This window comes from Corynebacterium sp. MSK006 (assembly GCF_030232385.1).
Classification (GTDB): domain Bacteria; phylum Actinomycetota; class Actinomycetes; order Mycobacteriales; family Mycobacteriaceae; genus Corynebacterium; species Corynebacterium frankenforstense_A.
On record NZ_JASPJZ010000021.1, the window covers coordinates 38,695 to 51,098 of the forward strand.

At 68.2% G+C, this 12,404-nt stretch carries 11 protein-coding genes and 1 other RNA gene; 10 read left to right on the top strand and 2 right to left on the bottom strand.

The genetic code is table 11. From position 1 onward, the window contains the following. Positions 1 to 13: 13 nt before the first annotated feature. Complete coding sequence (locus QQA02_RS10585; protein ID WP_284776189.1) at positions 14 to 844, bottom strand: inositol monophosphatase family protein; 831 nt, start codon at positions 842 to 844, stop codon at positions 14 to 16. A 164-nt stretch (positions 845 to 1,008) separates the two neighbouring features. Between QQA02_RS10585 and prfB the strand changes: the two genes are divergently transcribed. The 5 genes from prfB (at position 1,009) to QQA02_RS10610 (ending at position 4,897) form a co-directional block, all read left to right on the top strand. Continuing rightward, the gene (gene prfB / locus QQA02_RS10590; protein WP_284864269.1) at positions 1,009 to 2,121 is read left to right on the top strand and encodes a peptide chain release factor 2; all 1,113 of its coding nucleotides are present in this window, start codon (positions 1,009 to 1,011) and stop codon (positions 2,119 to 2,121) included. A gap of 164 nt (positions 2,122 to 2,285) precedes the next feature. After that, positions 2,286 to 2,975: a cell division ATP-binding protein FtsE gene (gene ftsE, locus QQA02_RS10595; RefSeq protein WP_284864270.1), complete on the top strand. Its 690-nt coding sequence runs from the start codon at positions 2,286 to 2,288 to the stop codon at positions 2,973 to 2,975. A gap of 33 nt (positions 2,976 to 3,008) precedes the next feature. Then, on the top strand, positions 3,009 to 3,911 hold the full coding sequence (gene ftsX, locus QQA02_RS10600) for a permease-like cell division protein FtsX (RefSeq protein ID WP_284864271.1): 903 nt from the start codon (positions 3,009 to 3,011) through the stop codon (positions 3,909 to 3,911). Positions 3,912 to 4,013: 102 nt separating this feature from the next. Continuing rightward, the gene (gene smpB / locus QQA02_RS10605; protein WP_284864272.1) at positions 4,014 to 4,511 is read left to right on the top strand and encodes an SsrA-binding protein SmpB; all 498 of its coding nucleotides are present in this window, start codon (positions 4,014 to 4,016) and stop codon (positions 4,509 to 4,511) included. Continuing rightward, positions 4,508 to 4,897: a DUF488 domain-containing protein gene (locus tag QQA02_RS10610; RefSeq protein WP_284864273.1), complete on the top strand. Its 390-nt coding sequence runs from the start codon at positions 4,508 to 4,510 to the stop codon at positions 4,895 to 4,897. The genes smpB and QQA02_RS10610 overlap by 4 nt, the downstream gene beginning before the upstream one ends. A gap of 41 nt (positions 4,898 to 4,938) precedes the next feature. Here the strand turns inward: QQA02_RS10610 and QQA02_RS10615 are convergent, their stop codons facing one another. Next, positions 4,939 to 6,636: an AbgT family transporter gene (locus QQA02_RS10615; protein ID WP_284864274.1), complete on the bottom strand. Its 1,698-nt coding sequence runs from the start codon at positions 6,634 to 6,636 to the stop codon at positions 4,939 to 4,941. A gap of 318 nt (positions 6,637 to 6,954) precedes the next feature. Between QQA02_RS10615 and ssrA the strand changes: the two genes are divergently transcribed. From ssrA to QQA02_RS10640, 5 genes are all read left to right on the top strand, one after another. After that, positions 6,955 to 7,329, top strand: a transfer-messenger RNA (tmRNA) gene (ssrA, locus tag QQA02_RS10620). A gap of 409 nt (positions 7,330 to 7,738) precedes the next feature. Next, positions 7,739 to 8,752 carry a siderophore ABC transporter substrate-binding protein gene (locus QQA02_RS10625; RefSeq protein ID WP_284864275.1) on the top strand — a complete coding sequence of 338 codons (1,014 nt, stop codon included), beginning with the start codon at positions 7,739 to 7,741 and terminating at the stop codon, positions 8,750 to 8,752. 255 nt (positions 8,753 to 9,007) lie between these two features. Then, positions 9,008 to 10,057: an ABC transporter permease gene (locus QQA02_RS10630; protein WP_502870994.1), complete on the top strand. Its 1,050-nt coding sequence runs from the start codon at positions 9,008 to 9,010 to the stop codon at positions 10,055 to 10,057. Further along, entirely contained in the window at positions 10,050 to 11,198 is a 1,149-nt protein-coding gene (locus tag QQA02_RS10635) for an iron chelate uptake ABC transporter family permease subunit (RefSeq protein WP_284776159.1), read from the top strand. The genes QQA02_RS10630 and QQA02_RS10635 overlap by 8 nt, the downstream gene beginning before the upstream one ends. Beyond that, positions 11,195 to 11,950 carry an iron ABC transporter ATP-binding protein gene (locus QQA02_RS10640; protein WP_284776158.1) on the top strand — a complete coding sequence of 252 codons (756 nt, stop codon included), beginning with the start codon at positions 11,195 to 11,197 and terminating at the stop codon, positions 11,948 to 11,950. The genes QQA02_RS10635 and QQA02_RS10640 overlap by 4 nt, the downstream gene beginning before the upstream one ends. The last annotated feature ends 454 nt before the right edge of the window (positions 11,951 to 12,404 follow it).

The window sequence follows — 12,404 nt, forward strand, 5'->3', positions numbered from 1 at the left end:
TAGGTGCCCGGGGTCACTGCGCGCCGCGCAGCAGCTCCTCGATCTCATCGACCACGCGCTTGTTGCCCGCCACCGACCAGACCACGCCGCCGGCCTCGACCTGGCGGGCCGTACCGCCGACGCCCTCGACGAGGGCCTTGCCCGGCAGCCAGTCCCAGGCCGGTACGGAGTGCTGCATCCAGGCGCCCACGCTGCCCTCGGCGACCCCGGCCAGGTCCACGGAACCGGCGCCCAGCATGCGCAGGGTGGCCGGCGCACCGGCGACGGACAGCCAGACGTCACGCACCGCGGCGTCGGCAAGCCAGGTCGGGTGGATGTAGGTCGCCAGGCTCAGCTCGGCCAGCGGGCGGTCCTCAAGGCGCGCCAGCGGCTTGCCGTCACGCACGGGCGCGGTCTCGGGCCCGCCGAACCAGGTGTAGCCCATCGCCGGGCGGTGCACGGCGCCGAGGATGAGGCGCTCGGGCTCGTCGGCGGGCCCCTCGACCAGGGCGAGGGCGGAGCAGTAGTAGTCCGAACCGGAGGTGAAGTTGTAGGTGCCGTCGACGGGGTCGATCACCCAGGTCCGCCCGCTGGTCCCGGTGCGGCTGGCCCCTTCCTCGCCGAGTACGCCGTCCTCGGGGCGCAGCTTCTCCAGTACGCCGGAGACCAGGCGCTCGGCGGCGCGGTCGGCGTCGGTGACCACGTCGGAGACCGAGGTCTTGCGCTCGGTGGTCACGCCCTGCTCGCGCATGCGCCAGGCCAGGCGCCCGGCGTTGAAGACCAGGGTCTGCGCCAGGCGCTCGTCCGAGTCGCCGTCGTGGGCGACGGCGAAGGTCGAGACCAGGGCGTCGACCATCTCCGACATGGTGTGCGCGGGGGCGCCGGTTCGGCCGGCGGCGTTGTCAGGGGCGGATTCGTTCGAGCTCGTCGGGGACGTGGAAGTCATGTCAGTCATTGTGCCGCCGCGCGCGCCGCCTGTACACCGGGCGGGGGAGGGACGGCGGGCGTCCGGGAGCTAAGATCGTCGCTATGCGACCGGATACCTCACAAGCCCTGCAGGACCTCGAGTCCCGCATGACCACCATCGAGAAGGTCATGGACCCCGGGGAGCTGTCCTCCCGGGAACGCGAGCTCGAGGCCCAGGCCGCCGACCCGAGCCTGTGGGACGACCCGGACCACGCCCAGCGGGTCACCTCGGAGCTCTCCAGCGTGCAGGCCAAGCTGCGTCGGCTGCGCGACCTGCGCTCCCGGCTCGAGGACCTGCCGGTGATGTACGAGCTCGCCGAGGAGGAGGGTGAGAGCACCGAGCTGGCCGACGAGGAGCTGGCCCAGGTTTCCGAGGCCGTCGACTCCCTCGAGGTCAAGACGATGCTGTCCGGCCAGTACGACGAGCGCGAGGCCCTGATCAACATCCGCTCCGGCGCCGGCGGCGTCGACGCGGCGGACTGGGCCGAGATGCTCATGCGCATGTACACCCGATGGGCGGAGTCGCACGGCCACAAGGTCGACGTCTACGACATCTCGTACGCGGAGGAGGCCGGCATCAAGTCGGCCACATTCGTCATCCACGGCGAGTACATGTACGGCCACCTCTCCGTCGAGCAGGGCGCGCACCGCCTGGTGCGCATCAGCCCCTTCGACAACCAGGGCCGCCGCCAGACCTCCTTCGCCGAGGTTGAGGTGCTGCCCGTCGTCGAGCAGACCGACCACATCGACGTGCCGGACTCCGAGATCCGCGTGGACGTCTACCGCTCCTCGGGCCCGGGCGGCCAGTCGGTCAACACCACCGACTCGGCGGTGCGCCTGACCCACATCCCGACCGGCCTGGTGGTCAGCTGCCAGAACGAGAAGTCGCAGATCCAGAACAAGGCCTCCGCCATGCGCGTGCTGCAGGCCAAGCTGCTGGAGCGCAAGCGCCAGGAGGAGCGCGCCGAGCTCGACGCTCTGGGCGCCGGCGGCAACGCCTCCTGGGGCAACCAGATGCGCTCGTACGTGCTGCACCCGTACCAGATGGTCAAGGACCTGCGCACCAACTACGAGGTCGGCGACCCGCAGAAGGTGCTCGACGGCGACATCGACGGCTTCCTGGACGCCGGCATCCGCTGGCGAATGGCCGAGCAGCAGGCCGCCGAGGAGGACTGACCCCGGCGCGGTGGGCGCGGTCGCGGTGACGGCGCCGCAGCGGCGCCGCACGATTGACGACGTCGCGCATGGCGACGTCGCCACATATGTAACAGCTGTTAACTCACGTATATTCTGGACACTGCTGTCACATCCGTAAGGTGTGTTCGCTAGAGTCGTTCGTTGTGATCACGTTCGACAACGTCACCAAGGTGTACCCGACCTCGACGCGCCCCGCCCTCAACAACGTCTCCATCGAGATCGACAAGGGCGAGTTCGTCTTCCTCATCGGACCGTCCGGCTCGGGCAAGTCGACCTTCCTGCAGCTGATGATCCGCGAGGAGAACGTCACCTCGGGCGACATCTGGCTGGGGGACTTCCACGTCAACAAGCTGCGCGGCAAGCAGGTCAACCAGCTGCGCCGCCGCATCGGCTACGTCTTCCAGGACTTCCGACTGCTGCCCAAGCTCAACGTCTACGACAACGTGAAGTTCGCGCTCGAGGTCATCGGCACCCGCCGCGACCGCATCGAGAAGGCGGTCCCGGAGATCCTCGAGATGGTCGGCCTGGCCGCCAAGTCGACCCGCATGCCCGGCGAGCTCTCCGGCGGCGAGCAGCAGCGCGTCGCCATCGCGAGGGCCTTCGTCAACCGCCCCCTGGTGCTGCTGGCCGACGAGCCGACGGGCAACCTCGATCCGGAGACCTCCGACGAGATCCTGACGCTGCTCTCGCAGATCAACCGCACCGGCACAACCGTCGTCATGTCCACCCACAACGCCCGCGCGGTCAACGACATGCGCCGCCGCGTCGTCGAGCTGCACCTCGGCGACCTGGTGCGCGACGACGAGCACGGCGTCTACGGCACGGTCAATTGACTGGCCCGGCTGAGAACTAAGGAGCATCCAGACGTGAAATTCGGATACGTCCTGCGCGAGGCCGTCAAGGGCCTGGGCCGCAACGTCACCATGACCGTCGCCCTGATCATCACCACGGCGATCTCGCTGGCCCTTCTGGCCACCGGTTTCCTGGTCACGGGCATGACCTCCGACACCAAGGAGATCTACCTCGACCGCGTCGAGGTCATGGTCCAGTTCGACGACGAGGTCTCCGGGCAGGACACCGACTGCTCGAGCGAGGCCTGCCGCGCCGTCTTCGAGAAGCTCGAGGGCGCCGACGGCGTCGACGAGGTGACCTTCCGCTCCCGCGAGCAGTCCTACCAGCGCTTCGTCGAGGTCTTCGGCGAGTCCGACCCGCGCCTGGTGGAGGAGACCTCCCCGGACGCGCTGCCGGCGGCCTTGCACGTGCGCCTGGCCGACCCGCTGGACACCACCCCGCTCGACCCGGTCCGCGACATGGACCACGTCGCCGAGGTCGTCGACCAGGTCGACGACCTGCGCGGGGCCACCGACAACCTCGACGCCGTGCGCAACGCGACCTTCCTGCTGGCCGCGATCCAGGCCGTCGCCGCGATCTTCCTGATCGCCAACATGGTCCAGATCGCCGCCTACAACCGCCGCGACGAGATGTCGATCATGCGCATGGTCGGCGCCTCGCGCTGGTACACCCAGGCGCCGTTCGTCCTCGAGGCCGTCTTCGCCACGATCATCGGCGCCGCCCTGGCCACCGGCGGGCTGCTGCTGGGCAAGGGCCTGGTCATCGACAAGGCACTGCGCGGCCTCTACGAGGCCCAGCTGATCGCGCCGGTGACCACCGCCGACATCTGGCTGGTCATGCCGGTCGTCGCGGTCGTCGGCGTCCTCTTCGCCGCACTGACCGCACAGGTCACGCTGCGCGCCTACGTCCGCAAGTAACACCGGACGGGTGCGCGCAGGCGCACGGGCGCGGCGCACGCGGCGTCGGAAATCGGGCGCGGGGTTTGTCCCGCGCCCGTTCGCGTAGACTGGGACGCCGTTATGGGCAAGAAAAAGAAGAAGTCGTCGAAGGCCGGCCCCGGGGTCATCGCGACCAACCGGCGCGCCCGCCACGACTACAACATCCTCGAGACGTACGAGGCCGGCGTGCAGCTCGTCGGCACCGAGATCAAGTCGCTGCGCGAGGGCAAGGCCTCCCTGGTCGAGGCCTTCGCCACCGTCGACGACGGCCAGGTGTGGCTGCGCCAGCTGCACATCCCCGAGTACTCCATGGGCTCGTGGACCAACCACTCGCCGCGGCGCACCCGCAAGCTGCTGCTGCACCGCCGCGAGATCGACTCGATCGAGGGTAAGGTCCGCGACGGGCGCCGCACGCTCGTCCCGCTCCGGCTCTACCTGAAGAACGGGCTGGTCAAGGTCGAGCTCGGCCTCGCCGAAGGTAAACAGGACTACGACAAGCGCCAGGCGATCCGCCGGCGCACCGAGGAGCGCGAGATCACGCGCGAGCTCGGCCGCAAGGTGAAGGGGATGACGGCATGACGGTTCACGTGGTGAAGGTCCACGACCTGCTCGACGGCTCGGCTAAGGCGCCGGACACCAAGGTCCTGGTCGACCGGATCTGGCCGCGCGGGGTGTCCAAGGAGGACCTCGGCCACGACGAGTGGCTCAAGGCGGCGGCGCCCTCGAAGGGGCTGCGCACCTGGTTCGACCACGACCCGGAGAAGTTCGAGGAGTTCACCCGGCGCTACCGCGCCGAGCTCGACGCCGCGTGCACGGACACCGAGACGCAGGACGACGCCCGCGAGGACGTCGCCCGGCTGCTCAAGCTGGCCGGCGACGGCGACGTCAGCCTGCTGTACGCGGCCCACGACCGCGAGCACAACCACGCGGTCGTGCTCGCGGACTGGATCCGCGACCACGCCTAGGCTGCGGGCCTAGGTCGCGGGGAGGCCAGGCCGCGGGCCGCCTAGCCGGCCGGGTACTCCATCGGGGTGCCGGGGCCGAGCGGCAGGCCGGTGTAGTACCAGGCCAGGAAGAACAGGAACCATCCGACCATCATGGTCACCGCGTAGGGCAGCGAGAGGCTCATCAGCGTGCCCAGGCCCGCCTTGCGGTAGTACTTCTGCAGGAACATCAGGGCCAGGGCGAAGTACGGGCTCATCGGGGTGACTATGTTGGCGGGGGAGTCGCCAATGCGGTAGAGCATCTGGGTGACCTCGGGGGCGATGCCGACGAGCATGAACATCGGCACCACCACCGGCGCCATGAGCGCCCACTGCGCCGAGCCGGAGGTGATCAGCAGGTTGATGGCCGCGACCAGCAGCACGAACAGCGCGAAGAGCAGCGGCGTGGGCATGTCGATGGCGGTCAGCGCCTCGGAGCCCTTGATGGCGGTCCACTGGCCGAGGTTGGACCACTCGAAGTAGGCGAGGAACTGCGAGACGGCGAAGAAGAGCACCATCATCGGCACCAGGGTCTCCAGGCCCTTGGCCATGAAGCGCGGCACGTCGCCGCCGGAGGTGATCGAGCGGGTCACCAGTCCGTAGACGAGGCCGGCGGCGAAGAACATCACGCCGATGACGGCGCCGATGTCGGTGATCAGCACCGACTCCATCGCCGCGTTGTCGGGGCCGAGGAACGGAGAGCCGGGGATGAACAGCAGCGCGATGTAGGCCGCGAGCATTCCCAGGATGAACAGGCCGGTGACCTTCAGACCGCGGATCTCCTCGGCGGCAAGCTTGAGGCCCTCGTCGTCGGGGGTCTCGATGTGGTCCGGGGTGGTGAAGCTGGCGGCGTCGTCGTCGACGTGGTCGTGGTTGACCAGCTCGCGGGCCTTGTCGTTGATGAACAGCTCGGTCACCGCGGTGATCAGCAGCGCGAGCACGATCGCCGAGGGGATGACGAAGAAGTAGTTCGCGAGCGGGGAGACCTTGTAGGACTCGTCGATGAACGCCGCCGCCGAGGTCGAGATGCCGGCGAGCAGCAGGTCGGTGATGTTAAGCAGCAGCGAGGCGTTGAAGCCGCCCGAGGAGGCGGCGAAGGCGACCATCGCGCCGACGATGGGGGAGCGGCCCACCGCGCTGAAAGCGGCCGCGCCCAGCGGGATCATGATCACGTAGACCGCGTCGGAGGCGATCGAGCCGGTCACCGCGGTCAGCGCGACGACGAAGGTGAGCACCATCGGGTGGCGCACCCGGCCGACGGCCCCGCGCATGGCGGCGCCGAGCAGCCCGGAGTGCTCGGCGACGGCGATGCCGAGCATCACGATGAGGATGACGCCCAGCGGCGGGAAGGTGATGAAGTTCTCCACGGCCTCCGAGACCATCTTCTGCAGCCCCTCGGCGGAGAGCAGGTTGGTCACCTCGACGGTCTCGCCGTCGGAGGGGTTCTCGGCGCGCATGCCGAGCTTGTTGCCGATCCACGAGCTGATCAGCACGACCACGGAGAGGATGACGAAGAGCCAGAACGGGTCGGGCAGCTTGTTGCCCACGCGCTCGACCAGGCCGAGGAAGCCGCCGGGGCGGTGCTCGCCGTCCTCGGGGTGGTTCTCGCCCTCGGTGCGGCGTTCCTCGTCGCGCTCGATCTCCGCGGCGTCCTCCAGGTCGCCGTCCTTCAGGTCGGCGTCGGTGCGGCGGCCGTCCTTGTCTACGGGGTGTGCCGGCATGGGCGCTCCTCACGGTGGGCACGGCGGGTGCCGTCCCCGGGTCGGGGTCAGTCGTCTCAGGTCGGTGATGGGACACCTCGGGCGGACATTCTCGGGGTGGCACCGGAGGCGCCGCCGCGCGGGTGTGTCGGCAGCCACAATATCTCCCGGGGGTCTCGCGCGGGTGGGAAAGGGGGGTGAAACCCTCGCCCGTGACGGCCGTGACCTCGGGCGGTGTCCGGGTGGTGTTCGGGCGGTGCTTGCGGGAGTAGGGCCGGCGGGCGTACAGTTAAATCTCCTGCGGAAGGTGGCACACCTCCCGTCCGCAGGACACGAAGAGGGGCTGATCATTGGTTTCGACTTCGTCGATTGAGCCAGGGGAAGCGTGCCGGTGCAGGCTGGAGACCACCGTAAGCGTCGCAGCAACCTGATAAGCGCCGAGAACACTCAGCGCGACTACGCCCTCGCTGCCTAAAGCGAGCGCGTGTCTGTCAGCCCGGATACGTCCCTGATCCGGAGTCTGGCATCGACTAAGGGACTTGCCGCCGGGTCGCGTCAGCGGGGCCCGGCGGGACTTCCACCGCTGACTGGGCCCGTCATCCGGACGTGTTCGCCTGATCCGGAGGGCCGAGCAGAGACTCCGCGCGAACTGCGCACGGAGAAGCCCTGGCGAGGTGGCGAAGGACCCGGGTTCGAGTCCCGGCAGCTCCACCGAGGAAGCCCCCGGCCGTTTCGGCCGGGGGCTTCGATCATGTCCGAGCCCGCGGACCTGCCCGGGGTCGGCGGGCCTGCGGGGCTCGGCGCCCGGCGGGCGCCCCACCTGCGGTCCGTCGGGGGAGCGGCGCACTACACGTGTGGTGAACTCCCGAACCACTTCGGGTTAACTCGAAGTAAAGAAATTCGGATAGGGGGTAGGTGGCAGGGGTGGACATCTGATTACTTTCGCCGCGCCTGACCGGGTTTTTGGAGGTTGCCGCCAAGCAGATGGGGTTAGCCTGGCCAAAGTCGCAACGCTCCGTTATCGTCTGCGGACAGAAGGTTACCGTAGCCTTAGCTACGGTAGATCGTCCTTCCGGCCTGCTCCCCAAGGCAGGCCCGAGAACCACCTCAGGAAGAGAGACAGATGGCCAAGATCCGCCACACCCTGACCGCCCTCGTCGCCGGCGCCGCGCTCGTGCTGACCGGCTGCTCCAACGACGGTGAGGGCTCCGGCTCCTCCACCTCCGCCGCCGCGGACGGCTCCGCCACCGAGAGCACCGCCGCCGAGTCGGTGACCGTGGAGGACAACGAGGGTGAGAAGACCATCGAGAAGCCGATCGAGAGCGTCGCCGTCCTGGACAACCGCTCCTTCGAGATTCTCGACCAGTGGGACGTGCCGATCACCGTCGCCGCCCGCCAGCTGGTGCCGTCCACCCTGCCGGACCTGAAGAACGACGAGAGCATCCTCGACGTCGGAAACCACAAGGAGCCGGACCTGGAGCAGATCGTCGCGGGTGACCCGCAGCTGATCGTCTCCGGCCAGCGCTTCCAGAAGTACGACGAGCAGATCGAGCAGATGAACCCCCAGGCCACCCTGGTCGAGTTCGAGCCGCGCGAGGACAAGCCGCTCGACGAGGAGCTGGCCCGCCACACTGAGAACCTGGGCAAGATCTTCGACAAGGAGGACGAGGCCCAGAAGCTGATCGACGACTTCAACAAGGCCCTGCAGCGCGCCAAGGACGCCTACGACGGCGAGTCCACCGTCATGGCCGTCAACGTCTCCGGCGGCGACATCGGATACGTCGCCCCGCACGTCGGCCGCACCTACGGCCCGCTGTTCGACCTGATCGGCTTCAAGCCGGCCCTGCAGATCGACCACGCCACCTCCGACCACAAGGGCGACGACATCTCCGTCGAGGCCATCGCCGACTCCAACCCGGACTTCATGCTGGTCCTCGACCGCGACGCCGCAGTCAGCTCCGCCGAGGGTTCCAAGCCCGCCAAGACCGTGATCGAGGAGTCCACCCCGCTCGAGGGCGTCACCGCCGTCAAGGACGGCCACGTCTACTACGCCCCCGACGACACCTACACCAACGAGAACATCATCACCTACACCGAGATCCTGAACGGCATCGCCGATCAGCTCGAGGCCGCGTAGAAGTAGCACGGCCGGCGCCCGGGAACGTCGAGCAGACGCCGGGCGCGCCGGGTGACGACGGGCCGCACCGCCTCCGGGCGGGGCGGCCCTCATTCATGTCCGGCGCAACCATGCGCCGGGCGCCAATTAACCGCACACGCTGCAGCTTCGCGACGTCGGCAAGCCTAAGCTAGGCTGCATGGGAGACCCAGAGGACGCCCGGCCTCCGGCGCGTCCCCGCACATCTTTCGCCGAGAGGCGGATGGGAGACACTTCTTGAGTACCGCAACCGCGCGCCAGGCCGGCGGACCCGGCCGAACCGCCGGGACGGACGAGCCCGGCGACACGCGCCGACGCACCCGCGCCGGCAGGCGCCGCGGGCGCCACGGCTGGGCGCTGCTCATCGGCGTCCTGCTCGTCGCGGCGCTGCTGGCGGCGTCGCTGTTCACCGGAGTCTACGACATCATCCACGCCGAGGACGGCTGGGAGATGTTCGGCAAGACCCGCGTGCCGCGCACCATCGCGCTCGTGCTCGCCGGCGCCGCCATGGCAATGTCCGGCCTGGTCATGCAGCTGCTCACGCAGAACCGCTTCGTCGAGCCGACCACCACCGGCACCACCGAGTGGGCTGGCCTGGGCCTGCTGCTGACGATGTTTCTCATCCCCGGCGCCTCCGTGTTCACCCGCATGATCGGCGCGGTGATCTTCGCGTTCGTCGGCACGATGGTCTTCTTCCTCTTCCTGCGCCGGGTCTCGCTGCGCTCTTCGCTGGTGGTGCCGATCATCGGCATCATGCTCGGCGCCGTGGTCAGCGCGATCTCGACGTTCTTCGCGCTGCAGACCGACATGCTGCAGTCGCTGACGATCTGGTTCGCCGGTAACTTCACCTCGGTCTTCGAGGGCCAGTGGGAGGTGCTCTGGATCGTGCTCGTGGTGCTGGCGATCGTGTGGGTCTTCGCCGACTGCCTCACCGTCGCGGGCCTCGGCGAGGACATCGCCACCAACGTCGGGCTGAACTACAACCAGATCATGATCCTGGGCACCGGCCTGATCGCCGTGGCCAGCGGCGTGGTCACCGTGGTCATCGGCCAGCTGCCGTTCCTCGGGCTGATCGTGCCGAACATCGTCTCGCTCTTCCGCGGCGACGACCTGCGCAGCAACCTGCCGTGGGTCGTCCTCGTCGGCATCGCGGTGGTCACCGTCTGTGACCTCTTCGCGCGCACGGTCATCGCGCCCTTCGAGGTGCCGGTCTCCGTGGTGCTCGGCATCGTCGGCGCCGTGGTCTTCGTTGCTCTGATCCTTAGGGGGCGCAAGCGCAATGGCTGACACGATTTCCGACGCCCGCGTGCACGCCGCACAGGCGGCCGAGCGCACCGCAGGCGCGGACGGCGGCGCCGGGGGCGCCGCCGTGCGTGTGGACCGCGGCACGCTCGAGGGCCACGCCGGGGGCGGGCGCGGGGGGCGGGCGAAGCGCTCGGGCTCCTTCGCGTCCGCGAAGGCGCGGCGCAAGTACTGGATCATCCTCGCGGTGTGCGTGGTGCTCGCGGTGGTCTTCACCGCCGGGCTGCTCGCCTACGGCAACCCGATCCCGTTCGGCGACCCGCGCTTCTGGCTGATCGCCAAGCGGCGCGCGGACTCCGTGATCGCGATGGCGCTGGTGGCGCTCGCCCAGGCGGTGGCCACCGTCGCCTTCCAGACGGTGACGAGCAACCGCATCATCACGCCGTCGATCATGGGCTTCGAGTCGCTCTACAAGCTGATCCACACCAGCACCGTCTTCTTCTTCGGTGCGGCGGGGCTGACGGCCGGCTACTCGGCGGGCAACTTCGTCTTCCAGCTGGTGATCATGGTCGGCATGTCGCTGCTGCTCTACAGCTGGCTGCTGACCGGCGACCGCGGCAACATCCACGTGATGCTGCTGGTCGGCATCGTCATCGGCGGCGGGCTCGGCTCGCTGGCGACCTTCATGCAGCGCCTGCTGACCCCGAGCGAGTTCGACGTGCTCACCGCGCGCCTGTTCGGCTCCGTCAACAACGCGGACCCGGACTATTACCCGGTGGCCGTCCCGCTCGTGCTCATCGCTACGGCGCTGATGATGCTCAACGCCCGCACCCTCAACGTCATCGCTCTGGGCAAGGCCCAGGCGACCAACATCGGCGTGAATCACAAGGCCAACACGATCTACGTGCTCATCCTGGTCTCGGTGCTGATCGCCGTCTCCACGGCGCTGGTCGGGCCGATGACCTTCCTCGGCTTCCTGGTGGCCACGCTGGCCTACCAGTTCGCCGACACCTACGACCATCGCTACATCATCCCCATGGCCGCCCTGATCGGGTACGTGGTGCTCACCGGCGCCTACTTCCTGATGAACCACGTCTTTTACGCGCAGGGCGTGGTCTCCATCGTCATCGAGCTCGTCGGCGGCACGATGTTCCTGTTCGTCATCCTCCGGAAGGGGCGCCTGTGATCAAGCTCAGCCACGTTCGCAAGAACTACAACGACGAGGTCGACATCGGACCGGTCGACCTGGAGATCCCGGACGGCGGGATCACCGCCCTCGTCGGGCCGAACGGTGCGGGCAAGTCGACGCTGCTGACCATGATCGGCCGGCTGCTCGACATGGACGAGGGCTCCATCGAGGTCGCGCACTTCGACGTGGCCAAGACCAAGTCGAAGGACCTGGCCAAGATCATCTCGGTGCTGCGCCAGGAGAACCACTTCATCACCAAGCTCACGGTGCGCCAGCTGGTCGGCTTCGGACGCTTCCCGTACTCGCACGGCCGGCTGACCGCCGAAGACGAGGAGATCATCGACCGCTACCTCGACTTCCTCAACCTCACCGAGCTGGAGGACCGCTACCTCGAGCAGCTCTCGGGCGGCCAGCGCCAGCGCGCCTACGTGGCGATGGTGCTGTGCCAGGAAACCGACTACGTGCTCCTGGACGAGCCGCTGAACAACCTCGACATCTCCCACTCGGTGCAGATGATGAAGCACCTGCACCGCGCGGCGCGGGAATTCGGGCGCACGATCATCGTCGTGCTGCACGACATCAACTTCGCCGCGCGCTACGCGGACTACGTGTGCGCCGTCAAGGACGGGGCGATCGTGGAGTTCGGCCCCGTGGCCGAGGTGATGGACTCCGAGAAGCTCACGAGGATCTTCGGCACCGACATCGAGGTCATCGACGGTCCCTGGGGTCTGCTGGCCTGCTACCACTAGGCGGACGGCGGCCGGGGCGGCTGTAGACCGTCGGGTTACGGGGGAAAGTACACACCGGGTACCGGGCTTGGATGGCCCGTACCCGGTGTCTTCGGTTGCTGGGGTTGCGGGGACCGACGGAGAGGGGAAGTGCCGCCGGTACCGCTGCGGAGCGTGCACAGGCAGGAAATGCAGTCCGAATGCGCGTGGCAACCGTGCAGATGTCGCGGATAAAAACCCTGATTCACCTGGGGATTTGTCAAGGTGTGGGGTTCGGGGTAACTTATCACCCCGTCGCCGCGAAAGGCACCGGCTACCAGGTCAGATGCTGACCGGTCACGGGGTCTCGAGATGGCGGCGGGTACCGTGGGTTAACGCGAGGTTGACGGAAGTCAGCGACGGTGTTAACCTCGGTGGAACCGAGCTTCCGGGGGTCATCGCCTTCAAAAGGGTGTTGGTCCTGGTGTGCTTGTGT